At 71.2% G+C, this 26520-nt stretch carries 15 protein-coding genes and 4 pseudogenes; 7 read left to right on the plus strand and 12 right to left on the minus strand.

Going from position 1 to position 26520, the window contains the following annotated elements:
- Window positions 1–142 precede the first annotated feature (142 nt).
- The 5 genes from clpB to LUTJ29_RS0114575 all read right to left on the minus strand — a co-directional run bounded on the left by clpB (window position 143) and on the right by LUTJ29_RS0114575 (window position 8597).
- On the minus strand, window positions 143–2728 hold the full coding sequence (gene clpB, locus LUTJ29_RS0114555) for an ATP-dependent chaperone ClpB (protein WP_027073142.1): 2586 nt from the start codon (window positions 2726–2728) through the stop codon (window positions 143–145).
- 394 nt (window positions 2729–3122) lie between these two features.
- Window positions 3123–3653: a DUF4166 domain-containing protein gene (locus tag LUTJ29_RS0114560; RefSeq protein WP_043741693.1), complete on the minus strand. Its 531-nt coding sequence runs from the start codon at window positions 3651–3653 to the stop codon at window positions 3123–3125.
- 78 nt (window positions 3654–3731) lie between these two features.
- The gene (locus tag LUTJ29_RS0114565) at window positions 3732–5336 is read right to left on the minus strand and encodes a membrane protein (protein WP_027073144.1); all 1605 of its coding nucleotides are present in this window, start codon (window positions 5334–5336) and stop codon (window positions 3732–3734) included.
- A gap of 467 nt (window positions 5337–5803) precedes the next feature.
- The gene (locus LUTJ29_RS0114570) at window positions 5804–8074 is read right to left on the minus strand and encodes a TonB-dependent receptor (RefSeq protein ID WP_027073145.1); all 2271 of its coding nucleotides are present in this window, start codon (window positions 8072–8074) and stop codon (window positions 5804–5806) included.
- 61 nt (window positions 8075–8135) lie between these two features.
- Window positions 8136–8597, minus strand: coding sequence for a DUF3574 domain-containing protein (locus LUTJ29_RS0114575; RefSeq protein ID WP_027073146.1), 462 nt, complete (start codon window positions 8595–8597; stop codon window positions 8136–8138).
- A gap of 195 nt (window positions 8598–8792) precedes the next feature.
- Here LUTJ29_RS0114575 and LUTJ29_RS0114580 point away from each other — a divergent pair, with 195 nt between their 5' ends.
- Window positions 8793–11213 (plus strand): TonB-dependent receptor, encoded by a 2421-nt coding sequence (locus LUTJ29_RS0114580; RefSeq protein ID WP_027073147.1) that lies wholly within the window; start codon window positions 8793–8795, stop codon window positions 11211–11213.
- Window positions 11214–11237: 24 nt separating this feature from the next.
- Here LUTJ29_RS0114580 and pgeF read toward each other — a convergent pair.
- From pgeF to rluD, 3 genes and pseudogenes are all read right to left on the minus strand, one after another.
- Window positions 11238–11741: pseudogene (pgeF, locus tag LUTJ29_RS17735) on the minus strand (peptidoglycan editing factor PgeF); the annotation flags it as partial.
- A 444-nt stretch (window positions 11742–12185) separates the two neighbouring features.
- Window positions 12186–12431, minus strand: a pseudogene (locus LUTJ29_RS18900) (laccase domain-containing protein); the annotation flags it as partial.
- On the minus strand, window positions 12425–13423 hold the full coding sequence (gene rluD, locus LUTJ29_RS0114590; protein ID WP_027073148.1) for a 23S rRNA pseudouridine(1911/1915/1917) synthase RluD: 999 nt from the start codon (window positions 13421–13423) through the stop codon (window positions 12425–12427). The gene rluD and the pseudogene LUTJ29_RS18900, both read right to left, overlap by 7 nt.
- A gap of 86 nt (window positions 13424–13509) precedes the next feature.
- On the opposite strand from rluD, the gene LUTJ29_RS0114595 reads away from it, so the two are divergent.
- Window positions 13510–14388, plus strand: a complete 879-nt coding sequence (locus LUTJ29_RS0114595; RefSeq protein WP_043741696.1) for an outer membrane protein assembly factor BamD — start codon at window positions 13510–13512, stop codon at window positions 14386–14388.
- A gap of 66 nt (window positions 14389–14454) precedes the next feature.
- Here the strand turns inward: LUTJ29_RS0114595 and LUTJ29_RS0114600 are convergent, their stop codons facing one another.
- The 4 genes from LUTJ29_RS0114600 to sucC all read right to left on the minus strand — a co-directional run bounded on the left by LUTJ29_RS0114600 (window position 14455) and on the right by sucC (window position 19365).
- Window positions 14455–16092 (minus strand): NAD+ synthase, encoded by a 1638-nt coding sequence (locus LUTJ29_RS0114600; protein ID WP_027073150.1) that lies wholly within the window; start codon window positions 16090–16092, stop codon window positions 14455–14457.
- Between the two features lie 303 nt (window positions 16093–16395).
- A complete protein-coding gene (locus tag LUTJ29_RS0114605) occupies window positions 16396–16740 on the minus strand; it encodes an endonuclease domain-containing protein (RefSeq protein WP_027073151.1) in 345 nt (114 codons plus the stop codon).
- A gap of 379 nt (window positions 16741–17119) precedes the next feature.
- A complete protein-coding gene (gene sucD / locus LUTJ29_RS0114610; RefSeq protein ID WP_027073152.1) occupies window positions 17120–17998 on the minus strand; it encodes a succinate--CoA ligase subunit alpha in 879 nt (292 codons plus the stop codon).
- A gap of 197 nt (window positions 17999–18195) precedes the next feature.
- Window positions 18196–19365, minus strand: a complete 1170-nt coding sequence (gene sucC, locus LUTJ29_RS0114615) for an ADP-forming succinate--CoA ligase subunit beta (RefSeq protein WP_027073153.1) — start codon at window positions 19363–19365, stop codon at window positions 18196–18198.
- A 206-nt stretch (window positions 19366–19571) separates the two neighbouring features.
- On the opposite strand from sucC, the gene LUTJ29_RS0114620 reads away from it, so the two are divergent.
- From LUTJ29_RS0114620 to LUTJ29_RS0114640, 5 genes and pseudogenes are all read left to right on the plus strand, one after another.
- Window positions 19572–21200, plus strand: coding sequence for a HAMP domain-containing sensor histidine kinase (locus LUTJ29_RS0114620; RefSeq protein WP_027073154.1), 1629 nt, complete (start codon window positions 19572–19574; stop codon window positions 21198–21200).
- A gap of 160 nt (window positions 21201–21360) precedes the next feature.
- The gene (locus LUTJ29_RS0114625; protein WP_027073155.1) at window positions 21361–22785 is read left to right on the plus strand and encodes a sigma-54 dependent transcriptional regulator; all 1425 of its coding nucleotides are present in this window, start codon (window positions 21361–21363) and stop codon (window positions 22783–22785) included.
- 556 nt (window positions 22786–23341) lie between these two features.
- A pseudogene (locus LUTJ29_RS18905) lies at window positions 23342–23431 on the plus strand (prepilin-type N-terminal cleavage/methylation domain-containing protein); the annotation flags it as partial.
- A 458-nt stretch (window positions 23432–23889) separates the two neighbouring features.
- A pseudogene (locus tag LUTJ29_RS18910) lies at window positions 23890–24003 on the plus strand (prepilin-type N-terminal cleavage/methylation domain-containing protein); the annotation flags it as partial.
- Window positions 24004–24306: 303 nt separating this feature from the next.
- On the plus strand, window positions 24307–26154 hold the full coding sequence (locus tag LUTJ29_RS0114640; protein ID WP_144774235.1) for a hypothetical protein: 1848 nt from the start codon (window positions 24307–24309) through the stop codon (window positions 26152–26154).
- Window positions 26155–26520 lie beyond the last annotated feature (366 nt).

Genomic DNA, 26520 nt, shown 5'->3' on the forward strand with positions numbered 1-26520 from the left:
CATCCGGGATCGGAGCGCCGGGGCGGTTGGAGCGACTTCCGGGCCACCCGGCGCCGCGGGGTCCCGGATGCGCTTCGCTTATCCGGGCTACGGGCTTTGGCTGCCGGCCTTGCGTGGGTCGTGGCGTGGGCGCCGCGCGGGCTCAGCCCTTCACGAACACCAGCTTGCCGCCCTCGGCGTCGACGCGCACCGTGTCGCCGTTGCCGAAGTGGCCCGACAGGATCTCCTGCGCCAGCGGGTTCTCCAGCTGCTGCTGGATCGCGCGCTTGAGCGGGCGGGCGCCGTACACCGGGTCGAAGCCGACGTTGCCCAGCAGCTCCAGTGCCCTGTCCGACACCTCGATGCGGATGCCGCGCTCGGCCAGCCGCTTCTCCAGCCCGCGCAGCTGGATCCGCGCGATCGACTTGATCTGCGCCTTGTCCAGCGGGTGGAACACGACGATGTCGTCGAGCCGGTTGATGAACTCGGGCCGGAAGTGCGCCTGCACCACGCCCATCACCGCCGCCTTCATCTGCAGGTAGGCCTCGGGCGAATCGTCGGCGCTGAACTCCTGGATCTGGTGCGAGCCCAGGTTCGAGGTCATCACGATCACGGTGTTGCGGAAGTCCACCGTGCGGCCCTGGCCGTCGGTCAGGCGGCCGTCGTCGAGCACCTGCAGCAGGATGTTGAACACGTCCGGGTGCGCCTTCTCGACCTCGTCGAGCAGGATCACGCTGTAGGGGCGGCGGCGCACGGCCTCGGTGAGGTAGCCACCCTCCTCGTAGCCGACGTAGCCCGGGGGCGCGCCGACCAGGCGCGAGACGGCGTGCTTCTCCATGAACTCGCTCATGTCGATGCGCACCATCGCGTCGCTGGAATCGAACAGGAACTCGGCCAGCGCCTTGCACAGCTCGGTCTTGCCCACGCCGGTCGGGCCCAGGAACAGGAACGAGCCGCTCGGGCGGTTCGGGTCCGACAGGCCGGCGCGCGAACGGCGCACGGCGTCGGAGACGACCTTGATCGCCTCGTCCTGGCCGACCACGCGCTCGTGCAGCGCCTGCTCCATCTTGAGCAGCTTCTCGCGCTCGCCCTCGAGCATCTTGCTCACCGGGATGCCGGTCCAGCGCGACACCACCTCGGCGATCTCCTCGGCGGTCACGCGGTCCTGCAGCAGCTTGAAGCCGCTGCGCTCGGCCTCCTGCGCGGCCGTGAGCTGCTTCTCCAGCTCGGGCAGCCGGCCGTACTGGATCTCGCTCATCTTCGCGTAGTCCTGGCGGCGCTGCGCGGCTTCTAGCTCCAGCCGGGCCTGCTCGATCTGCTCCTTGATCCTGGTCGCGCCCTGGACCGTGGCCTTCTCGGCCTTCCAGATCTCCTCGAGGTCGTTGTACTCGCGCTCGAGGGTGGCGATCTCGGCCTCCAGGTCGGCCAGGCGCTGCTTCGAGGCGTCGTCGGTCTCCTTCTTCAGAGCCTCGCGCTGGATCTTGAGCTGGATCAGGCGCCGCTCCTTGCGGTCGAGCTCCTCGGGCTTGGAGTCGATCTCCATGCGGATCCGCGAGGCCGCCTCGTCCATCAGGTCGATGGCCTTGTCGGGCAGCTGGCGGTCGGCGATGTAGCGGTGGCTGAGCGTGGCCGCGGCGACGATCGCCGGGTCGGTGATCTCCACGCCGTGGTGCACCGCGTAGCGCTCCTTGAGGCCGCGCAGGATGGCGATGGTGTCCTCGACGCTGGGCTCGCCCACGAACACCTTCTGGAAGCGACGCTCGAGCGCGGCGTCCTTCTCCACGTACTTGCGGTACTCGTCGAGCGTGGTGGCGCCGATGCAGTGCAGCTCGCCGCGCGCCAGCGCCGGCTTGAGCATGTTGCCGGCGTCCATCGCGCCCTCGGCCTTGCCGGCGCCGACCATGGTGTGCAGCTCGTCGATGAACAGGATGATCTGGCCCTCGTTCTTGGCCAGGTCGTTGAGCACGGCCTTGAGCCGCTCCTCGAATTCGCCGCGGTACTTCGCGCCGGCGATCAGCGCGCCCATGTCGAGGCTGAGCACGCGCTTGCCCTTGAGCTGCTCGGGCACCTCGCCGTTGACGATGCGCTGGGCCAGGCCTTCGACGATCGCGGTCTTGCCGACGCCGGGCTCGCCGATCAGCACCGGGTTGTTCTTGGTCCGGCGCTGCAGCACCTGGATCGTGCGGCGGATCTCCTCGTCGCGGCCGACCACCGGGTCGAGCTTGCCCGACTCGGCGCGCGCGGTCAGGTCGATGGTGTACTTCTCCAGCGCCTGGCGCGAATCCTCGGCGTTCTCGTCCTGCACGGTCTCGCCGCCGCGCACCTTGTCGATCGCGGCCTCGAGGCCCTGCTTCGTGGCGCCGGCGGCCTTGAGCAGGCGCCCGGCCTCGCCGCCGTCCTCGAGCGCGGCGAGCAGGAACAGCTCGCTGGCGATGAAGGCGTCGCCGCGCTGCTGGGCGAGCTTGTCGGTGACGTTGAGCAGCCGGCCCAGGTCGTTGCTGACCGACAGCTGCCCGGCCTGGCCGGTCACCTTCGGCAGCCGGTCCAGCGCCTCGCCCAGGCGCTCGCGCAGCAGCGGCACGTTGACGCCGGCCTGGGAGAGCAGCGGGCGCGTGCCGCCGCCCTGCTGGTCCAGCAGCGCGACGAGCAGGTGCACCGGCTCGATCATGTTGTGGTCGCGGCCCACGGCCAGCGACTGCGCGTCGGCCAGCGCCTGCTGGAAACGCGACGTGAGCTTGTCCATCCGCATGGGGATTTCCTCGGAAACGGTGTGGCCGGCAAGGCCGGCGATGCTCTCCAGATGCGGTCGTCGCCGTCTGGAAACAAGCCTCGGGGCGAAGCGCCTCCCTCCCCCGCTCGCGGGGAGGGTTGGGGTGGGGGCACGCCAGGCAGCAGAGCGACCTGAAGCCGCCCCCCTCCCGGCCTCCCCCGCAAGCGGGGGGAGGAGCACGACAGACGCGCCCGTCGCATCACCCCCGCGAGAAACCAGCCCCCTCCCCCGCTTGCGGGGGAGGGTCGGGGTGGGGGCACGCCAGGCAGCAAAGTCCCTGAAGCCGTCCCCTCCCCGCAAGCGGGGAGAGGTGCAGTGAAGCGCATCGCCTCGCCCGGAACGCGCGCGGAGATCGCAAAGCGACTTCCGCCGCCTATGCCGGCTCCAGCCACCCCCAATACCGGATCACCCGCCCGGCCGCCGGCAGCACCGCCTCCACCTCGAAGCGGTAGCGCCCGTCCTGTTCGTACTCGCGGCAGCGCACGCCGTCGAACATCGAGGCCGGCAGCGGCAGCAGCCCGAACAGCCGCGCCCCCGACACCGTCCACCAGACCACGCCATCGTTGGCATGCAGCTCGATGCGCAGCGACACCGGCCCCAGCCGCTCGCGCAGCCGGCCGCCGCGCAGGCGCAGGGTCGATGTCATCCGCGCTTCCCCGAACCGGCGCCGCCACGTCTCGCGCGCGGGTTCGCATTCGAACTCGACCACGGTCGCCACGTCCTGACCCGCCGGCGGCAGGCCGGCCAGCCAGGCGCACAGGCGCGCGAGCGGATTGCGGCCGCGCTCGATCGTCGCCTGGCCGGCGTAGCGGACCAGGCCGCGGCTGGAGTGGAGCTGGCGCAGGCTGTCGGGCAGCCGGAAGAAGGCGGCCCCGAGCACCTGCTGGAACAGGGACGGCTGCATGCCAGGCCTCGTGTCGCGAGGCGGCAAGCATAGCCCCCGTCCCGCACCCCGGGTCCGTGCCGGAGGTCGCGTTCCTGCCTAGCCCGTCGCCACCGCGACCCGCCCGCGCTGCAGGGACAGCAGGCCGAGCAGCACGGCCAGCGCCGCGTAGCCGCCGGCGAACTGCCAGGCGATCACCGCCCGCAGGCCGTCCAGCGCCCACGGCAGGTACACCCCGCCGCGCGGATCCACCGAATGCACCACGCCCACCAGCGACAGCCCCGCGCACAGCAGCAGCACCCCGGCCGCGGCGCGCAGGCGGCCCTCGACCATCGCCACCAGTGCGGTGGCCCACAGCATCGCGGTGATGATGAAGCCGTTGCCCAGCGTCACCAGCACCGCCAGTTCGGGCAGTCCGTGCGCGCCGGTCTGCGCGTACAGCTCGGCGAAGTGGCCCGGCGAGATCCAGTCCGGATTGCCGAGCTTGATCCCGAGCAGGTAGGCCAGCGAGGGCAGGAACGCCAGCACCACCGCCGGCGCATGGCGCGCAGGCGTGGCCTCGAACGCCTGCACGGTGATGCCGATTCCCACGTACGCGATGATCGGCGCCAGCACCGCCAGCGGCAGCCACTGCACCAGGCCGGCGACCACGCCCAGCATGCCGCCGATGCCGACGAACAGGCCGGTCAGCAGGGTGTAGCCGCTGCGCGCGCCCATCTGCTTGTAGGCCGGCTGGCCGATGTAGGGCGTGGTCTGGGCGACGCCGCCGCACAGGCCGGCGACCAGGGTCGAGAGCGCCTCGACCAGCAGCACGTCGCGGGTGCGGTAGTCGTCGCCCGCCGCGCGCGCGCTTTCGCTGACGTTGATCCCGCCCACCACCATCAGCAGCCCGAACGGCAGCAGCAGCGGCAGGTAGGGCACGGTGGCCGGCAGGCCGTCGATGAAGCCCAGGCCCGGCAGCGGCAGCTGCGGCGACAGTCGCACCGGCTCGGGCAGGGCGAAGCCGGGCACGCCGAGTCCGGCCAGCCCGAGCCCGTAGTACAGCGCGGTGCCGACCAGGAACGCGAGCAGCACGCCCGGGATCCGCACCGGCAGCGATCCGCGCGCGACCAGTACGTACAGCAGCAGGCCGAACGTGACCATCCCGACCACCGGATTGCGCAGCAGTTCGACCAGCGGCAGGAACCCCAGCAGGGTCAGCGCCGCGCCACCGATCGACCCGAGCAGCGCCGCGCGCGGCAGCACCCGCGTGATCCAGTCGCCGGCGAACGACAGCACCGTCTTGAGCACGCCCATCACCACCAGCGAGGCCATGCCCACCTGCCAGGTGGCGATGCCCGCCGCCCCGGCGTCCATGCCCTCGGCGCGGAACGCGAGGAAGGCCGGCCCGAGCACCAGCAGGGCCATGCCGATGCTGGTCGGCGCGTCCAGGCCCAGCGGCATCGCGGTGACATCGTCGCGGCCGGTGCGCGCGGCCAGCCGTCGTGCCATGACGGTGTAGGCGAGGTTGCCCAGCAGGACGCCGAGCGCGGTGCCCGGGAACATGCGGCCGAACACGATCTCCGCGGGCACGCCGAAGATGCCCACGAGGGCCATGGCGATGAAGCCGAGGATCGAAAGGTTGTCGACGACGAGGCCGAAGAAGCCGTTGAGGTCGCCGGCGACGAACCAGCGCGGCGGGGTGCGGGAGGGAGTCGGGGTCATGCGATGTGGATCCTCGGGGTGTCCGGCTCAGGTCGAAACGCGAAAGCGCGCGGGAGGGTGCATGGTCCTCGCCCTACCCGCTGCCCCTCCCCCCGCCTGCGGGGGAAGGCCGGGAGGGGGGGGCAACGCCCGGATCGCATCGCTGACCGGCTGCCCCCACCCAACCCTCCCCCGCACGCGGGGGAGGGAGCGCCAGGATCGGCAGATGGCGCCGGAAGGCGACAACCCTCCCCCGCACGCGGGGGAGGGAGTGACGCGTGGAATGGAGGGACGTGCACGCGGGGGAGGGAGTGATGCGTGGCGTGGAAGGGCTTGCACGGTTCCTGCGCCGCGTTCGGCCCCTCCCCCCGCTTGCGGGGGGAGGCTGGGAGGGGGGGCAACGCCCGGATCGCATCGCTGGCTGGTTGCCCCCACCCCAACCCTCCCCCGCACGCGGGGAGGGAGTCGGCCCTGCATACCGCCACGTCCTAGAACCGTGCCGTGAATTCGACGCCCACGGTGCGCGGCTCGTTGAGGAAGCCGGTGAGGTTGTTGAAGTCGATGCCGCCGACGATGCGGGTCTGGTCGGTGATGTTGCGCCCGAACACCGCCACCTCGCGGTTGCCGTCGGCCCAGTTGTAGCCCAGGCGCAGGCCGCCCTCCAGGCTCGACTTGCCGGTGAACTCGGGCGACGCGTAGAGGAAGAAGTTCACCTCGCTGCGGTACGCCCAGTCGGTGAACACGAAGAACTCGCCCTGCCCCACCGGCACGCCCCAGCGCGCGGTCAGGTTGTGCACCCACTTCGGCGACTGCGGCAGCGGGTTGCCGTCGATGTAGTAGCGCCCGGTCGGCTGGCCGTCGGCGTCGAGCACCGGCGGGTCGGTGATCGTGCATTGGGCGCAGCCGGCCACCGACAGCGTGGGGTCGTCGATCTCGGTGTCGTTGTAGCTGCTGCCGAGGGTGACCAGCAGCGAATCGGTCACCCAGGCCTCGAGATCGAGCTCCAGGCCCTGCCCGGTGGTGCGGTCGGCGTTGAGCAGGGTCGCGATGTTGGCCGCGCCGCCCACGGCGATGATCTGCTGGTCGTCGACCTCGTAGCGGAACACGTTCAGGCCCAGGCGCGCGCGGCGGTCCCACAGGTCGGCCTTGATGCCGGCCTCGAACGAGATCGCCTCTTCAGACCCCGCGGTGGTCACGCCGCCGTTGGGCGCGGCCGGGTCGGCGAACAGCAGCCGGCCCTGGATCGACGGCGCACGGAAGCCGGTGGCCACGCGGGCATAGACGTTGACCGCGTCGCTGGCCGCGTACACCGCGCTCAGGTCCCAGCTCACGTTGCTGTCGTCCACGTCCACCCGGTAGGGCCCGCCCACGGGCGCGCCGAACGGGGCCGCCTCGATGACCGTGGCGCTGAATGCCTTCTCGTCGTGCGTGTAGCGCAGGCCGCCGCGCAGCGTCAGGCGATCGGTGGCGTCGTATTCGCCCGACGCGAACACCGCCCAGGCCTTGTTGCGCTGGGTCTGCACCGCGTAGCCCGCGCGCGGGTTGCCGGGCGCGAGCGAGTCGAAGTTGAAGCTGTCGACGGTCAGGTCCTCGTCGAACCAGAACAGGCCCGCCTGCCACTCGAAGCGGTTGCCGTAATCCGACTCGATGCGGAATTCCTGAGTGATCTGGCGGTGGTCCGGCAAGCCATCCGCGGATTCGGAGGCGAACGGGATGACGCCCGGCCCGGTCAGCTCCGGCGGCAGGAACGCCGCGCCATAGCCGCCGTCGATGTCGCCGCGGTTGAGCGTTTCCACCGTCTCGTAGCCGGTGATCGAGTACAGGTTGTAGTCGCCCAGGTCCCAGCGCAGGCGGGCGCTGCCGCCGTGGCTGTCGAGGTCGGAGAAGTTCACGCCGTCCAGCGACACCCGGTCGCGGTCGAAGCCGGGCACGAAGTCGTTGCTCCCCGGCTGGATGATGTTGGCGCGGAACACGCGCGCGGTGCCGTTAAGGTGGCGCCCGTGCAGGTTGAACAGGGCCTCGAAATCCTCGCCCTCGTACAGGAACTGGACCCGCGCGGCGGACTCGTCGAAGCCTTCCAGCCCGTCGTTGGCCGCGCCCGGATGGGTGTTCTCGACCCAGTCGTCGCGCCGCTGGTAGAGCGCCGACACGCGCACCGACCAGCGGTCGGTCAGCGGCCCGCCGTACGCGCCCTCGACGTTCCACAGGCCTTCGTTGCCCAGCGCGATGCGCGCGTAGCCGCTGGCCTCCTGCGACGGGCGCACCGATTCGAACTTCACCACGCCGGCCGGGCTGTTGCGCCCGAACAGCGTGCCCTGCGGGCCGCGCAGCACCTCGATCCGGTCGAGGTCGAACACCGGGAAGCCCTTGAGGATCGGGTTCTCCTGCACGACGTCGTCGTACACCAGCGACACCGGCTGCGAGGCGTTGAGGTCGAAGTCGGTGTTGCCCAGGCCGCGGATGTAGAAGCGCGGGAACGCGCGGCCGAACGAGGATTCGATGTTGAGGCTCGGCACGCGCCCGGACAGGAAGCGCACGTCGCCGGCGCCGGAGGCGAACACGGACAGCTTCTCGCCCGATACGGCGCTGATCGAGATCGGCACGTCCTGGATGTTCTCGACCTTGCGCTGGGCGGTGACCTCGAGCGCGTCGAGGGTCACGGCGTCCTGGGCCTGGACCGCCAGCGGCAAGGCCAGGGCGAGCGCAAGCAGGCTGCGGCGGAGGTGGCGGGAAGCATGGTGGCGGGGCTGCGTGTTCATCGTGCGGGCACCTGCTGGCTGGGGGGACGGGTGGAGGCCGGCGCGAACCGGCCCGCCGGGATCAGAACGCAACGACGACCGGCTGGCGCGACCACAGCACCGACTGGTGCCCGTGCGCCTGCTTCCAGGCCAGCCGGATCGCCTCGATGTCGGCGCTGCGTGCGGGGGTGTCCTCGTGCAGGATCACCAGCACCTTCGACTGCAGCCGTTCGGGTTCGGCACGGCCGCGGAACAGCCACTGGCCGTAGGCATCGAGCACGGTCAGGCCATCGGGGAAGCGCGGGGTCACCTCGCGATCCAGGAACTCGCGCCACTGGGCCTCGCCGATCGGGGCCACCGAGGGGTCGATGTTGGCCTTGCCGACGCCGAAATAGAGTTCGCTGCGCACCCAGCCGGAGGCGAGCGCCGGCCGGGCGGCATCCCCTTCGAGGCTGGATCCGACCGGAGCCGCCGGCCCGGCCGCAGGCGCGGTCGCGCAGCCGACGAGCAGCGCACAGAGCAGCAGGGGCAGGACGGCACGCATGGGACGAGGGCTGGACGGCGGCGGCACAGCGTGGCCAGTGCGGCTCCGGGCGGGCAAATAACGTTCGGTCATGTGTGGATTCGGATTGGCGATTGCGGCGGCGGGCCGGCGCCCTGCCTGCCTGAATAACATATCCCTTCATCCGGATGGATAGGGAGATTCTCCGGTCCCACCCCGTTTTCCGGAGCACCCCGCATGTCCGCCCGCCCCCGCCTCCCGCTCGTGGCCGCCATCGGCCTCGCCCTGTCCGCCCCCGCCCTGGCCCAGGACGCGGTGACCACCCTCGACCAGGTGATCGTCACCGGCACGCGTGCCAGCGACCGCACCGCGCTCGAGTCCACCTCGCCGATCGACGTCCTCACCGCCGACGACCTGCGCCGCGCCGGCGCTGTCAACGGCGAGCTCGGCAGCGCCCTGCAGGCCCTGCTGCCCTCGTTCAACTTCCCGCGCCAGTCCAACTCGGGCGGCGCCGACCACGTGCGCGCCGCGCAGCTGCGCGGCCTCGCCCCGGACCAGGTGCTGGTACTGGTCAACGGCAAGCGCCGCCACACCTCCGCGCTGGTCAGCACCGGCAGCAAGATCGGCCGCGGCACCACGCCGGTGGACTTCAACGCGATCCCGGTCTCGGCGATCCGGCGCATCGAGGTGCTGCGCGACGGCGCCGGCGCGCAGTACGGCTCGGACGCGGTGGCCGGCGTGATCAACATCATCCTCGACGACGCCGCGGAAGGCGGCGAGTTTGAAGCCGGCTACGGCCTGCACCACACCGACGTCGAACCGATCGGCCGGACGCTCACCGACGGCCAGTCCGCGCAGCTCAGCGCCAAGGTCGGCACCGCGCTGGGCGGCGACGGCTCCCTGCGCCTGGGCGTGGAATTCAAGCAGCGCTCGGCCACCAACCGCGCCGGTTTCGACCAGGTCCCGCCCTGGGACCAGACCCCGGCCAACCTCGCCGTGCAGGGCCAGCGCAACTACCACCTGGGCGACGGCGACTCGCGCGACATCAACGCCTGGTTCAACGCCGAGGCCGCGCTCGGCGACGACGCCACGTTCTACGCCTTCGGCACCTGGAACCAGCGCGACACCGAGGGCGCCAACTACTTCCGCTATCCCGACAGCAGCGCCAACTGGCCGGAGGTCTATCCGGACGGCTTCCGCCCGGTGTCGGTGGGCGAGAACCTCGACGCCGCCTTCGTCGCGGGCGTGCGCGGAACGCTCGGCGGCTGGGACGTGGACGGCAGCGTGAACCACGGCCGCAACGAATTCACCTACCGCCTGCGCGACTCGATCAACAGCTCGCTCGGCCCGTCCAGCCCGACCCGGTTCAAGACCGGCGACTACGCCTTCTCACAGACCCTGGCCAATCTCGACCTGGTCCGCGGCTTCGACCGTGGCGAGTCCGCGCACACCCTCGCCGTCGGTGCCGAGTACCGGATCGAGCGTTACGAGACCGGCGCCGGCGACCCGGCCAGCTATGCCGTCGGCCCGTACAGCGACCGCCCGGCCGGCTCGCAGGCCGGCGGCGGCCTGACCCCACAGGACGAAGCCAACCTCGACCGCGGCGTGGCCAGCGTCTATGCAAGCCTGTCGAGCAGCGTCGGCCCTCGCCTGACCACCGACCTCGCCCTGCGCTACGAGGACTACGAGGACTTCGGCGGCGAACTCACCGGCAAGCTCGCCGCGCGTTACGAGTTCAGCCCCGCCTTCGCCCTGCGCGGCGCGGTCTCCAACAACTTCCGCGCGCCGTCGCTGGCCCAGGTCGGCTACGAGTCCACCAGCACCGGCTACAACGCCGCGGGCCAGATCGTCGAAGGCCGCCTGCTGTCGGTGAACAACCCGATCGCGCGCGCCCTCGGCGCGACCGACCTCGACCCGGAGAAGTCGGTCAACCTGAGCCTCGGCTTCACCAGCCGCATCGGCGACCACTTCGACCTGTCGTTCGACGTGTTCCAGATCCGCATCGACGACCGCATCGCGCTGTCGGAGTCCATCACCGGCGACGCGCTGACGCAGTTCGTCGACGACAACTTCGACGTCGCCCGGATCCAGAGCGCACAGTTCTTCGTCAACGCCGCCGACACCCGCACCCGCGGCGCGGAACTGGTCGCCAACTGGCGCCAGGAGGTCGCCGGCGGCCGGCTGCTGGTCACCGGCGCGTGGAGCTACGCGAAGACCGAGCTGGAGAACATCGTCGCCACGCCGGCCCAGCTGACCACGCTCGACCCGGGCTACATCCTGTTCGGCATCGAGGAAAGCAACACCATCACCGACGCCGCGCCGCGTACCCGCGCCCAGCTCGGCGCCAACTGGAACAACGACCGCTGGAACCTGCTCGCGCGCCTGCAGCGCCACGGCAGCGCCAAGCGCGTGTTCAACTTCGGCGGCGGCTTCGAGCCCGAGCAGGTGTACGGCGCCGAGTTCCAGCTCGACGCCGAGGTCGAGTACCGGTTCAACCGCCACTGGACCCTGGCCCTGGGCGGGCAGAACCTGACCGACGCGTATCCCGACCTCTCCAACGAGGACATCTACTACTTCGGCAACCTGCCCTACGACGTGCTCTCGCCGATCGGCAGCAACGGCGCGTACTACTACACCCGCCTGCGCTACAGCTTCTGAGCGCGCATCGCGCGCCCGGGGGCGTCAGCGCGCCCCCGGATCGATCCACGCGATCGTGGCGATGCGTCCGCTGCGGCGGTCGCGGCGGTGGGAGAAGAAGCGCCCGGGGTCGGAGATCGTGCACAGCTCGCCGCCGTGCACCGCCTGCGGCGCCATGCCCGCGGCGGCCAGGCGCCGGCGTGCGAGCGCCGGCAGGTCCACCCGCCAGTGGCCCTCGCGGGTCGGGACGAAGGCGGCCCGGGCATCCGGGTCGGGCGCGGTGAAGGCGTCGAAGACGTCGCGCCCCACCTCGTAGCGCGCGGGCCCGGCGCAGGGGCCGATCCAGGCCAGCAGCTCGCGCGGCGCCGTGTGCATGGCCGCGAGCGTGGCTTCGAGCACGCCATTGGCCAGGCCCTGCCAGCCGGCGTGGGCGATGGCGACTTCGGTCCCGTCGCGGGCCGCGAACACCACCGGCAGGCAGTCGGCGGTGAGGATGGCCAGGACCACGCCGGGCGTCGAGGTGACGGCCGCGTCGGCCTCGGGTTCTTCGGCGCAGCCGGCCGTCGACTGCGCCGCGGCCTTGGCGTCACCTGCGCTGTCGGCTCCCGGTTCCCCGGGGTGCGGGGTGTTGCCCCCACCCCAGCCCTCCCCCGCAGGCGGGGGAGGGAGCCGGTCGCTGGCCGCGGGGGACGACCGCACTTCGCCGCCACCGCCGCGTCCACCTCCGCCTGGTCGACCTCCGCCCGATCCACCTCCGCCCGATCCACCTCCGCCCGGTCCACCTCCGCCCGGCCCACCTCCGCCCGGTCCAACGCCGCCCGGTCCACTCCCGTCCGGTCCACCCCGGCCTGGTCCACCCCCTCCCCCGCTTGCGGGGGAGGGCTGGGGTGGGGGCCCGCTCCGCAGCCACGCGACCCCAGTCCGCTCCCCTCCCGACCGCTCCCCGCCCTCCGGGGGAAACGGCAAGCCGGGCCCGGGCGGCGGCCCCGTGAACCGCACCACCCGCGTCCCGTGCACCTGCCGCAGCCAGTGCGGCGCCGACGGCAACCCGAAGCGCCGCACCAGTTCGGCCCGGTTGCGCGCGACCTCCGCCGGGTCGTCGCCCCCGGGGCCGCGGGCATTGCCCAGGTTGAAGCTGTCGAACGGCGGCGCCGAGGCCCCCGCGCCGTAACGCAGCGTGGTGAACGCCCGCACCGCGGGCGGGAACGGCGCCGTCGGCTGGACCCGGTCGCTCACCACCGCCGCGCGCGCTCGGCCTCGGCGTGCACCGCCGCGTCCTCGCGCAGGGTCGCCATCAGCGCCAGCATGTCGTCGGGTACCGGCGCGCTGCAGCGCACCGGCTCGCCCGTGGCCGGATGCGCGAACTCGAGCGTCTCGGCATGCAGCGCCTGGCGCTGGAACCCGCGCAGCGCCGCCACCAGCGCGTCGGTGGCGCCCCTGGGAAGCTTCAGCGGGCCGCCGTAGAGCGGATCGCCGACGATCGGATGCCGGATGTGCGCCATGTGCACGCGGATCTGGTGCGTGCGCCCGGTCTCGAGCCGGCACTCGAGCGCGGTGTGGGCGCGGAAGCGTTCGCGCAGGCGGTAGTGGGTCACCGCCTCGCGCCCGTCCTCGCGCACCGCCATCCGGATCCGGTCGCGCGGATGGCGGTCGATCGGCGCATCGACGGTGCCGCCCGAGACCAGCGCGCCCACCACCACCGCCAGGTACTGCCGGTGCACGCCGCGCGCCGACAGCTGGTCGACCAGCGCGGCCTGCGCCTGCAGCGTGCGCGCCACCACCATCACCCCGGAGGTGTCCTTGTCGAGGCGGTGGACCACCCCGGCGCGCGGCAGCGCCGCCAGCGAGGGGTCGCGGTGCAGCAGCGCGTTGACCAGGGTGCCGTCGGCATTGCCCGCGCCCGGATGCACCACCAGCCCCGCGGGCTTGTCCACCACCAGCACGTGCTCGTCCTCGAACAGGATCCGCAGCGGGATGTCCTGCGGCACGGCCGTGGTCTCCACCTGCCGGCGCGCGGCCAGGCGCACCACTTCGCCGCCGCGCACCGGATCGCGCGGCCGCGCCTGGCGGCCGTCGAGCAGCGCGTCGCCGTCGCGGATCCAGGCCGCCAGGCGCGAGCGCGAGAACTCGGGGAACAGCTCGGCCAGGACCGCGTCGAACCGGCGCCCGGCGGCGGATTCGGGCACGCGGGCTTCGCGGAGGTCGACGGCATCGGGACTGGACTGGGGCATGGACGGCTGCGATTCAGGCCCCCGGCCCGGGCGGCGGGGGCGGACTGCTATTATCCGCGCTTCGTGCCCAGCCTGCCCCGGTGCCCATGTCCCTCCGCCTGACCCCGTTCCGCCGCGCGATCCTGCTGCTGCTGGTGATCGTCCTGTCGACTTCCGGCTGCGCGCGGATCAAGGGCGTGTTCAAGGACAAGGACGAGAACGAAGGGGTCCCGGTCGAGCAGCTCTACGACAAGGGCCTGTCGCAGATGCACGCCGGCAACTGGGCCGGCGCCGTGGTCACCTACCGCCGCCTGCTGGCGCAGTACCCGTACGGGCCGTACACCGAGCAGGCGCTGATGGAGACCGCGTTCGCCTACTACAAGATGGGCAACGACGAGGAGGCGATCTCGGCCATCGACCGCTTCCTGCGCACCTACCCCACGCACAAGAACACGCCGTACATGTACTACCTGCGCGGCCTGGTGAACGCCAAGCGCGACACCGTGTTCCTGCAGCGCGTGTGGCGGCTGGACGCCAGCCGGCGCGACCTGGCCGCGCCCAACCAGGCGTTCTCCGACTTCAACACCCTGGTCGACCGCTATCCGAACAGCCGCTACGCCGAGGACGCGCGCAAGCGCATGATCGAGCTGCGCAACCTGTTCGCCCGCCACGAGATCGAGGTCGCCCTGTACTACATGCGCCGCGGTGCGCTGGTGGCCGCGGCCGACCGCGCCAAGTACCTGCTCGAGACCTACCCGCAGAGCGAGTTCCAGAACGACGCCGTCGCGGTGCTCGCCGCGGCCTACGCCGGGCTGGGCAACGACGCCCTGGCCGCCGACGCGCGCCGCGTGCTCGAGCACAACGAGCCCGGCCACCCCTACCTCACCGGGGACTGGCCGGACTATCCGTGGACGATCCGCAAGCTCAACCCGTTCGCCGGCGAGCGTTCGGCGATCGACAACGACGCGCGCCGCCGGAAGAACTGACCCGGCCACCGCCGCGACCTGCAGGCGCCGCCCCCGGGGCGGCGTTCCTGTTTCCGGGCCCCGCCCTCAGGCCGGATAGCGGTTGCTGATCGGATAGCGCCGCTCGCGCCCGAACGCGCGCCGCGACACCTTCGGCCCGGTCGCCGCCTGGTGCCGCTTCCACTCCGCCACGCGCACCAGCCGCAGCACCCGGTCGACCGTGGCGGCGTCGAAGCCGGCGGACGTGATCTCGTCGCGCGACTGCTCCAGGTCCACGTAGCGGCGCAGGATCGCGTCGAGCACGTCGTAGGGCGGCAGCGAATCCTGGTCGAGCTGGTTGTCGCGCAGCTCGGCCGAGGGCGGGCGCGCGATCACGCCCGGCGGGATCACCGGCGCCCCGCCCACCGTGTTGCGCCACTTCGCCAGGCCATACACCTCGGTCTTGTACAGGTCCTTGATCGGCGCGTAGCCGCCGCACATGTCGCCGTAGATGGTGGCGTAGCCGACCGCGTACTCGCTCTTGTTGCCGGTGGTGAGCAGCAGCCCCCCGAACTTGTTGGCCAGCGCCATCAGCAGCGCGCCGCGGGTGCGCGACTGCAGGTTCTCCTCGGTGGTGTCCGGCCCGCGGCCCTCGAAATGCGGCGCCAGCGCCTCGAGGAAGCCCTGGAACGGCTGCTCGATCGGCACCGTCAGCAGGCGCACGCCGAGCGCGTCGCACTGCTCCTGGGCCAGGTCGTTGGACAGCCCGGCGGTGTAGCGCGAGGGCATCCGCACCGCGGTGACGTTGCCAGCGCCGAGCGCATCGACCGCCAGCGCCAGCACGATCGACGAATCGATGCCACCCGACAGCCCGAGCCACGCCCTGGTGAACCCGTTCTTGGCGCAGTAGTCGCGGATCCCGCGCACGATCGCGCGCCAGGCCAGCGCGTCCATGCTCTCGTCGCCGTCGTCCATCCACACCACCGGCGAGAACCGGCGCCCGGCGACGTCGTAGTCCACCACCAGCCACTGGTCGGTGAACGCGGCCGCCGCCGGGTGCACGGTGCCGTCGGCGTCGGCGACCACCGACGAGCCGTCGAACACCAGCGCATCCTGGCCGCCGACCAGGTTGACGTAGGCCAGCGCGGCCCCGTTCTCCTTCGTGCGCTCGGCCAGCAGCGCGTCGCGCTGGGCGTGCTTGCCGCGCTCGAACGGCGAAGCGTTGGGCACCAGCACCAGCTGCGCGCCGGCCCGGACCGTGTCGCGCAGCGGCTCGGGGAACCACAGGTCCTCGCAGACGACCACGCCCAGCGGCACGCCCTTGACCTCGAACACGCAGCTGCCGCCGTCCGGATCGACGTGGAAGTAGCGGCGCTCGTCGAACACGTTGTAGTTGGGCAGCTCGCGCTTGCGGCAGGTCGCCTCGACCTTGCCGCCGCGCAGCACGCTTGCCGAGTTGTACAGGATGCTGCCGGCCGACTCGGGCCAGCCGACCACCGCCACGATCCCGGTCGCGGCCCTGGCCACCTCGCGCAGCGCCGCCTCGCAGTCGGCGAGGAAGGACGGGCGCATCAGCAGGTCTTCCGGCGGATAGCCGCTGATGGCGAGCTCGGGGAACAGCACCACGTCCGCGCCGTACTCGTCGCGCGCCTCCGCGATCATCGCCGCGATCCGGCTGGTGTTGCCCGCCACGTCGCCGACGGGGAAATCGAACTGGGCCATGGCGATGCGGAGCGTGTCGGTCATGTGCGGGATCCGTGCGGGGGAACGGGCGTGGGACCTGCAAGTATGGCCCGTCGGGGATGCAGGCCGGGGCATGGGGGCCACATGCGCGGTGGTCGTGCCGGTTGCGCGGCCGGGGCGGGTGTCGTGGCCCCCGCCCCGGCCCTCCCCCGCAAGCGGGGGAGGGAGCAGAGGCAGCGGCTTCGGGAAGCTGCACGACTCGTCCTCCCCGCGCGCCTTTGACCCCCTTCCCCCTCCCGCGCCCTTGGCCCCCTCCCCCGCTTGCGGGGGAGGGTTGGGGTGGGGGCACCCCGCGAACAGCACCCGTCACCCCGCCTCCCCCAGCGCCTCCAGGATCACCTCGCACACCCCTTCCGCATTCCCCGGCACATCGTGGTTCCAGAACCGCAGGACCCTGAAGCCCTGCGCGCGAAAGAAGGCGTCGCGCGCCCTGTCGCCGCGCGCACCCGCGTGCTGCCCGCCATCGACCTCCACCACCAGCCCGGCCTGCAGGCAGGCGAAGTCGGCGACGAACGGCCCGATCGGCACCTGGCGGCGGAACCTGTGGCCGGCCAACTGGCGAAGGCGCAGGCACCGCCACAGCGCGCGCTCGGCGTCGGTCATGGCCGCCCGCAACGCGCGGGCGCGGTCGCGCTTCTGGCCTGCCCGCATCGCGTGGCTCCACAGGGGTGCGGGTGCAGGGTGACGCGGGTGGCTGACGGGGCCGATCAGGGTGCGTCGGAGCGTCGTGTCGGAAAGGCCCGTGGTGAGGGTGCGGGCGCTGCCTGGTCTGGATGCCGTGGTGGCCCCCACCCCGGCCCTCCCCCGCAAGCGGGGAGGGAGCAGAGGCCGCGGCTACGGGAAGCTGCGCGACTCGTCTTCCCCTCGCGCCTTTGACCCCCCCTTCCCCCTCCCGCGCCCTTGGTTCCCTCCCCCGCTTGCGGGGGAGGGTTGGGGTGGGGGCCACCGGCAACACCCGGATCCAGCAACCCCGCAAAGCAGAAGGCCGCCCGAAGGCGGCCTTCCGCATGCAGCGTGCCGGCGCGCGAGGTCAGCCGTTGAGGCGCTTGGCGATCGCCGCGCCCAGGTCGCCCGGCGACTTCACCGTGGTCACGCCCGCCTTCTCCAGCGCGGCGAACTTGCCCTCGGCCGTGCCCGAGCCGCCGGACGCGATCGCGCCCGCGTGGCCCATGCGCTTGCCCTTCGGCGCCGAGGCGCCGGCGATGAAGGCCACCACCGGCTTGGTCACGAACTCGGCGATGAACTCCGCCGCCTCTTCCTCGGCGCTGCCGCCGATCTCGCCGACCAGGATGATGCCCTCGGTCTGCGGGTCGTCCTGGAACAGCTTCAGCGCATCGACGAAGCTGGTGCCGTTGATCGGGTCGCCGCCGATGCCGATGCAGGTCGACTGGCCCAGGCCCACGTCGGTGGTCTGCTTCACCGCCTCGTAGGTCAGCGTGCCCGAGCGCGAGACGATGCCCACCTTGCCCGGCTTGTGGATGTGGCCCGGCATGATGCCGATCTTGCACTCGCCCGGGGTGATCACGCCGGGGCAGTTCGGCCCGACCAGCACGGTGTCCGGATAGGTGGTGCGCAGCGTGTTCTTGACCCGCAGCATGTCGAGCACCGGGATGCCCTCGGTGATGCACACGATCACCCGGATGCCGGCGTCGGCCGCCTCGAGGATGGCGTCGGCCGCGAACGGCGGCGGCACGTAGATCACCGAGGCGTCGGCGCCGGTGTCGGTGACCGCGTCGCGCACGGTGTTGAAGACCGGCAGGCCGAGGTGCTCGGTGCCGCCCTTGCCCGGGGTCACGCCGCCCACGACCTTGGTGCCGTAGTCGAGCATCTGCTCGGCGTGGAAGGTGCCCTGCTGGCCGGTGAAGCCCTGCACGATCACCTTGGTGTTCTTGTTGACGAGAACGCTCATGTATTGGTCCTGATCTGGATTCGGGTCCTTCCCCCGCGTGCGGGGGAAGGGTTGGGAGGGGGGCCGGGTCCGAAGCGAGGTTCGCCCCCACCCCAGCCCTCCCCCGCAGGCGGGGGAGGGAGCGTGCAGGTCCCTGCACCGGATGCGTGGGATCGCGCGGACCCGCTGCCGCAGCCGGTGGAGGGCTGGTGGATGCCTCAGGCGGCCTGCTTCACCGCCGCGACCGCCTTGCGGGCGCCATCGTTGATGTCGTCGGCGGGGATGATCGCCAGCCCGCTCTCGCGCAGCAGCTTCTTGCCCGCCTCGACGTTGGTGCCCTCCAGGCGCACCACCACCGGCACCTTGACGTCCACTTCCTTGACCGCCGCGATGATGCCCTCGGCGATCATGTCGCAGCGGACGATGCCGCCGAAGATGTTGACGAAGATCGCCTTCACGTCCTCGTCCGACAGGATCAGCTTGAACGCCTCGGTCACGCGCTCCTTGTTGGCGCCGCCGCCCACGTCGAGGAAGTTGGCCGGCTCGCCGCCCTCGAGCTTGATCACGTCCATCGTCGCCATGGCCAGGCCGGCGCCGTTGACCATGCAGCCGATGTTGCCGTCCATCGTCACGTAGTTGAGGTCGTGCTGGCTCGCGGCGACCTCGGTCTCGTCCTCCTGGCGGATGTCGCGCATCGCGACCAGGTCCGGATGGCGGAACGAGGCGTTGTCGTCGGAGTTGACCTTGCCGTCGAGCACCGCCAGGTCGCCGTTCTTGAGCACGGCGAGCGGGTTGAGCTCGACCAGCGACAGGTCCTTCTCGTTGAACAGCCTGTACAGGCCCAGCATGATCCTGGTCAGCTGGTTGACCTGCTTGGCGCTCAGGCCCAGGGCGAAGCCCATCTCGCGGCACTGGTAGGGCTGCAGGCCCTGGACGAAGTTGACGTTGAGGGTCTGGATCGCGTCGGGGTTCTCCTGCGCGGTCTTCTCGATCTCGACGCCGCCCTCGCTCGAGGCGATGAAGGTCACCGACTGGCTGCCGCGGTCCACCAGCACCGACAGGTAGAGCTCCTGGGCGATGTCGGTGGCCTGGGTCACGAGCACGCAGTCGATCGGCAGGGCCACGCCCGCCGACTGGTAGGTCTCCATCCGCGTGCCGAGCATCCCCTTGGCGTAGTCGCGCACCTCGTCGAGGGTCCGGGCGAGCTTGACGCCGCCCGCCTTGCCGCGGCCGCCGGCGTGGATCTGGGCCTTGACGACCCAGAAGTCGCCGCCGATCGCCTTCGCCGCGTCGACCGCTTCTTCCGGCGAGCGCGCGACGCGCCCGGCCGGGACCGCGATGCCGTATTCGGCAAACAACTGCTTGGCCTGGTATTCGTGAAAGTTCATGTGGGGTCCGTGCTGGGGAGGATCGCGGCGGCGCCCGGACCCGGAGGCCTGCAGGCGGCACGCGGCCGCATATTCTCGCGCATGGGCCGCCCCCGGGCAAAGGCGGCCGCGGCCGGGCGGCCGCCGGGCCCGCAGGCGGCGGTTCCGGCCCTATACTCCGGGGCCCCGACCCTCCGCGCCATTCGCCCTTGGCCGCATCCGCAGCAGTGCCCGCCGCCCGCCAACAGCATTCGCTGCGCCGCGAGCTGTACCTGTTCGCCCTGTACCGCCTGTTCGAGTCGGCCCTGCTGGCGCTGATCGTCTTCAGCCCGGCCGGCGCGCTGCTGGGCGAGATGCACATGCCCGAGCTGGCGCGCACCGTGTCCACCACCTACGTGGTGCTCTCGGGGGTGCTGCTGGCCCACGCCTGGCGCCTGTACCGGGCCGGCCCGCTGCTGCGCGGCGGGGTGCTCCCGCACGTGGTGGTCGGCCTCGGGGTGGACCTGGCGGTGGTGTTCCTGGCCACCCATGCCCTGCCCGCCGCCGGGCCCGGCATCGCCCTGATGTTCGTGTTCAACCTGGCCGCCGGCGCCCTGTTCCTGTCGATGCCCTGGAGCATGGCCTTCGCCGGCGCCGCCACCGCCGCCCTGCTCACCCAGTACGGCTGGCAGCGGATGGAGGACGTGGCCGAGCGGCCGCTGGCCGAGGTGCTGATGTTCGCCGTGGCCTACGTCGCGGTGGCCGCGCTGATGCACCACCTGGGCCGGCAGATGCGCGCCGCCCAGCGCCTGGCCGACCAGCGCTCGGCCGAGGCCGCCAACCTGGCCGAGGTCAACGAACTGGTGATCCGGCGCATGCGCATCGGCGTGATCCTGGTCGACGGCGCCGGCCGCATCCGCATGGCCAACGAGGCCGCGCAGGTGCTGCTGCTCGACGACGCCGACGGCGACGACCACCCGATGCACGGCCGGATGCTGTCCGAGGTCGCGCCGGAACTGGCCGAGCGCCTGTCCCAGTGGCGCCAGGACGGCCAGCAGAACGAGCTGCCGATGGCCTGCGGCCCCGACGACGCCGAGGTGCTGCCGCGCTTCACCCGCCTGCTCGCCACCAGCGACGCGACCCTGGTGTTCCTCGACGACACCTCGCTGGTCTCGCGCCGCGCCGAATCCCTCACCCTGGCCGCGATGGGCCGCTTCTCGGCCAGCCTCGCCCACGAGATCCGCAACCCGCTGGCGGCGATCAACTACGCCACCCAGCTGCTCGAGGAATCCCAGGACCTGGGCGCCAGCGACCGCCGCCTGCTGCAGATCATCCACCAGCAGTGCATGCGCACCAACGGCATCGTCGAGAGCGTGCTGGGCCTGGCGCGTCGCGAGCGGGCCAAGCCCGAGCGCATCGACCTGGTCGGCTTCCTGCGCCACTTCATCGAGGACTACCGGCTGATCGTGCCCGAGGAGAACGCGCAGATCCGCCTCACCGGCGAACCGGCCCGGCTGCCGGTGATGTTCGACCCGCGCCACCTGCAGCAGATCGTCACCGCGCTGGTGAACAACGCCGTGCGCTACGGCCACCTGCCCGGCGAGGTGCCGCGCATCGCCCTGCACGTGGAGGAATCCGGCGGCGTGCCGGTGCTGAGCATCCTCGACCGCGGCCCCGGCATCCCCGACGCGGTGACCTCGCAGCTGTTCCGCCCGTTCTTCACCACCTCCGAGAACGGCACCGGCCTCGGGCTCTACATCGCCCACGAACTGTGCCGGGCCAACGAGGCCGAGCTGGAGTACGTGCCCGTCCCCGGCGGCGGCGCCTGCTTCCGCATCACCCTGCCGCCGCAGAACACCCTGCTCCAGCCCGACTGAGGCGCGGCAAAAGTTCCAGTTGCAACGGCCGATACCGTGGCGGGCGCCGCACGCCCCGCCCGGCCCGGGGCTGCCGCCTCTCCGGAACGGGACGGCGTCCCTCGTCACCCGGGTCAAAAAGTGTCAATATTGGTCACCTTGCGACGAATTCCTCACTTTTATGAACGAAGCACGCAGTGCCCTGATCGTCGATGACGAGCACGACATCCGAGAACTGCTGGTGCTGACCCTGGGCCGGATGGGCCTGCGCACCGACACCGCCCCCAACCTGCACGCCGCCCGGCAGATGCTGGGCACCGTGTCCTACGACCTCTGCCTCACCGACATGCGCCTGCCCGACGGCTCGGGCCTGGAGCTGGTGAGCGAGATCTCCACCCGCTTCCCCACCACCCCGGTCGCGGTGATCACCGCCTACGGCAACGTCGAGGCCGCGGTGGAGGCGCTCAAGGCCGGCGCCTTCGACTTCGTCAGCAAGCCGGTCGACATCAACGTCCTGCGCGGCCTGGTCCGCCAGGCGCTGGAACTCAACACCCGCCGCATCGCCGAGCCCGAGGAGGCCGGCCGCCTGCTCGGCGCCTCGCCGGCCATGGTCACCCTGCGCCAGACCATCGCCAAGGTCGCCCGCAGCCAGGCCCCGGTGCACATCAGCGGCGAGTCGGGCACCGGCAAGGAACTGGTGGCCCGCACCATCCACGCCCAGGGCTCGCGCGCGGGCGGCCCGTTCGTGCCGGTGAACTGCGGCGCGATCCCGTCCGAGCTGATGGAGAGCGAGTTCTTCGGCCACAAGAAGGGCAGCTTCACCGGCGCCACCAGCGACAAGGCCGGCCTGTTCCAGGCCGCCGACGGCGGCACCCTGTTCCTCGACGAGGTAGCCGAGCTGCCGCTGCCGATGCAGGTCAAGCTGCTGCGCGCGATCCAGGAGAAGAGCGTGCGCCCGGTCGGCTCGCAGAGCGAGGTGCAGGTGGACGTGCGCATCCTCTCGGCCACCCACAAGGACCTCGCCCAGCTGGTCGCCGAGGGCAAGTTCCGCCACGACCTCTACTACCGCATCAACGTCATCGGCCTGCACGTGCCCTCGCTGCGCGAGCGCGCCGGCGACCTGCCGCTGCTGTCCGAGGCGATCCTCGAACGGCTGTCGCGGGCGATGAAGCGCCAGGCGCCCACGCTCGCCCCCGACGCCATCGCCGCGCTCGAGCGCCATCCCTTCCCCGGCAACGTGCGCGAACTGGAGAACATCCTCGAGCGCGCCCTGGCCCTGGCCGACGGCAACACCATCCACGCCTCCGACCTGCAGCTGCCCGCGGCCACCGTGGCCCCGCCGGCGGCCCCGGGCGCGGCCTCGGTGTCGGCCGCGCCGATCCCCGCCCCGCCGGTCAACGCCCCGCCCGGCGCCACCGACCCGCGCAACGCCAGCCCGTTCGAAACCTCCAGCAGCGCCCTGCCCTCCTACATCGAGGAGATCGAGCGCGCCGCGATCCAGCAGGCCCTGCAGGAAAACCGCTACAACAAGACCAAGACCGCCGCCGCCCTGGGCATCACCTTCCGCGCCCTGCGCTACAAGCTCAAGAAGCTCGGCATCGACTGACCCACCCCACCACCCCGCCCCCTGTAGGAGCGGCTTGAGCCGCGACCCCGCGCAAGGCCTGGCGCCCCGGCCTGCCCCGCGCGGCGCGTTGGCCGAGGGACAGGGTCGCGGCTGAAGCCGCTCCTACAGCCGCAACCGGCATCCATCGCGGGCCTCATACGCCCCCGCCCAACCGCTCGCTCCCGCTTCCGCACCGCTCGTCGGAATCGCACGGCCCTGCGCAGCGATGCGCAACCATGCGCCCCCTCACGCAACAACACCGACACGCATCACAACTTCCGGAGCGCCACCCGTCGCCCGGGACGACGTTGGCCCCACCGCGTCACTTTGTGACTCGAAACTGCCCATAAGGGGCAGGCAACTTCGTCACGAAACCCGTACGGAGTGTGAACCCGTACCCCATGCCACCCATGGACCCGCTGTGTTGCGGGGTTGGCACGCAATCTGCGTTAATCCCCGGGCACGTGCGCCACGCACGGCTGCCCACAGGACCCGGTTACAGCCGGACCGGCGGGGCACGTGGAGTCGACTAGTCAACCTCTAGGGGATACAGAGCATGAAGACGCAGAAGGGCTTTACCCTGATCGAGCTGATGATCGTGGTCGCGATCATCGCCATCCTGGCCGCCATCGCGCTGCCGGCGTACAACAACTACCGCATCCGTTCGGCCGAGAATGCGTGCCTGGCCGAGGCCAAGGCCTACATGAACTCCTGGCTGGCCTCCTCGGTGAACGACATGCCGCTGCCGCAGACCCTGCCGCGTTCGGCGTGCACGTCGGGCGACGGTAGCAACCCGACCTTCGAGCCGCAGCTGCCGGGTCAGGCCGATACCGTGTGCGATCCGGAGTCGGCCACCTGCTCCATCCCGGGCCGCTGATCGTCCACACGTTGTGTCGCTCGGAAAGCCCCTCGCAAGAGGGGCTTTCTTTTTGTCCCCGACCAGGTAACGCATGCCCCAGCAGACGGGACGCGGGCCCATCGAGATCCAAATCACATTTTCGATCTCGGACCCCCTTGGCCATCAAGTACCCGCGCCCCATTGGCCAGAGTCTTGCTAGCAGTGTCCATCGGGGACCAGTCGGGTGGCTCCGGGGGAATACCACCATGCGCAACACTGTCCGCGGCTTCACCTTGATTGAACTGATGATCGTGGTCGCGATCATCGCGATCCTGGCGGCGATCGCCCTGCCGGCTTACAACAATTACCGGATTCGCTCCGCCGAGAATGCCTGCCAGGCCGAGATGAAGAACTACGCCATCTTCTCGTTGGCGGCGATCCACAACGGCATGTCTATCCCGGACCCGCTGCTGAGCGCCTGTACGTCCGCCGACACAGCCGTGGATCTGGAGACGCCCGTCAGCGGCACGCCCAGGCTGCCCGGCATCCGGACCACTACCTGCCACTTGCCTACGGCGAGCTGCTCGCTCGACTGAGCGATCGCCCCTCGGCCCCTCGGCCCCGAAGTCGGGACACAGCCGCCCCTGATCACCCATAATCGGGGCTTCCCCGGGGGGACGCGCATGCTTGAGAGCCACGCTGGCCGATTCCTGCTACTTGCACTGGCCGTTGCATTGCTTGCTGGACTGGCCTTCCTGCCAGGATTGCCTGGCGACTTCGTGTTCGACGACTTCCCCAACATCGTCAACGATACGAAACTGCACATCGAGCGCCTGGATGGCGAGGCCCTGTACCGGATCGCCACCAGCCCGCAGATCTCCGGCTTCATGCGGATCCTGCCAACGGTCACGTTCGCCCTCGACCACCTGCGCGGCGGCCTCGACCCGGCCACCTTCAAGGTCACCAACATCGTCCTGCACGGGATCACGGCGCTCGCGCTGGCCTGGCTCTTCCGCGCCCTGCTGCTCGTGGCCGGCGTCCGCCGCGAGCGGGCGACCTGGCTGGCGCCTGCGCTGGCGCTGGCCTGGGCGTTGCACCCGCTGCAGGTGTCCTCGGTGCTGTACGTGGTGCAGCGCCTGCAGACCATGGGCACCCTGTTCCTGGTGCTGGCGCTGTGGGCGTACCTGCAGGCGCGCCGGGCACAGATCGAGGGCCGCTCCGGCCGCACCGGCCTGCTCGTCACCCTGCTGCTGTGGATCCTGGCGCTGGGCTGCAAGGAAGACTCGGCCCTGCTGCCCGCCTACACCCTCGCGCTCGAGCTGACCGTGCTGCGCTTCGCCGCCGCGGACGCGCGCCTGGCCACCCGGCTGCGGCGCGGCTACCTGATTGCCGTCGTGGGCGCCGCGGCCGTGTTCCTGTTTTGGGTGGTGCCGCACCGGTGGCGCTGGGACGCCTACCCGGGCCGCGACTTCTCCACTCCCGAGCGCCTGATGACCCAGGCCCGAGTGCTGTGCCTGTACCTGTGGCAGATCCTCGTGCCGCTGCCGAGGCACATGCCGTTCTATTACGACTGGCTGCAGCCCTCCCGGGGCCTGCTGCAACCGTGGACCACCCTGCCGGCGCTGGTCGTCGTCGTGGCCCTGCCCGCCCTCGCCCTGTGGCTGCGCAGGCGCTGGCCGCTGTTCGCCCTGGGCGTGCTGTGGTTCTTCGCCGCGCACTTCATCACCAGCAACGTGGTGGGGCTTGAGCTGGCGTTCGAGCATCGCAACCACTTCGCGCTGATCGGTGCAGTACTGGCGATCGGCAGCCTGCTGGCGCACGCCGCCGTGCGACTGCGCATCCCGCTGGTGGCGCAGACGGCCGCCTGCGTGGCGATCCTCGCCGGCCTGGCCACGGCCACACTGCTGCGGGCCCACGACTGGCGCAGCAACCTCACCATGGCCCAGGCCGCCACCGCGTCGGCGCCGGGCTCCGCGCGTGCCTGGATCCTGCTGTGCGCCGAGCACTACACGGGCGGCGGGGGCCCGGTGGCGGGCAACCCGAACCTCGAACCTGCGATCGAGGCCTGCAGCGCGGGCACGCGCAACATGCCGCACTCGCTCAATGCCAACGCCCTGCTGATCGTGCTCAAGAGCCTGCGCGGCGACGTGACGCCCGCCGACTGGGAGCAGTACCGCGAGCGCCTGCGCACCGTGCCCATGACCTGGGACAACCGCCGGGCCACCTTGATCATGACCCACAACTTCCGCAAGGGCGCACCGCTCGACGCCGCGGAACTGCTGGAGACGCTCGACCTGCTGGTCGAACGCGCCGAGTTCAAGCCCTACGAACTGGCCGGCTTCGGCTACTTCGTCATGGACGACCTGGACGAGCCGGACCGCGCCATGCCGTACTTCGTGCGCGCGCTGCTGCTGGTGTCGCCCGGCGATCCGTTCCACCAACAACTCGCTACCGAACTGCGCGAGCGTGGGCGCGAAGACCTGGCCGAGGAGATCGAGGGGCTGCGACGAGGGTTACCGTCAACGCGCTAATATCGAACCTTGGACGAGCCCGCCGTGCTCGAAGAAGCGCTCACGCTTCATTGGACGGATCAGTGCCCGCCAGAACGATCGCTTGCCGCCGACTGTCAGTTCTTCTCGAGCTCCTGTCCTGACATCGCCTCGATTCGGCAGTGCCTGCCACGCACGTGACTTCAGCTCCGACGACGATCAAGTTGCGGAATCGGTCGCCACACGTCTTCGCGGATATCACCGGCATTCGTCACTCATGAGGAATCGTGCAGCCTCGTAGCTTTCCCTCGCCGACCCATCAAGATCGCACCGCAGGATTTCCAGAACTTTCGTCTGGCTGCAACCACCTCACGAACCATTCCAACCTGCCAACCCGTTCACCAGGGG

It is taken from the genome of Luteimonas sp. J29, from assembly GCF_000472505.1.
GTDB lineage: Bacteria > Pseudomonadota > Gammaproteobacteria > Xanthomonadales > Xanthomonadaceae > Luteimonas.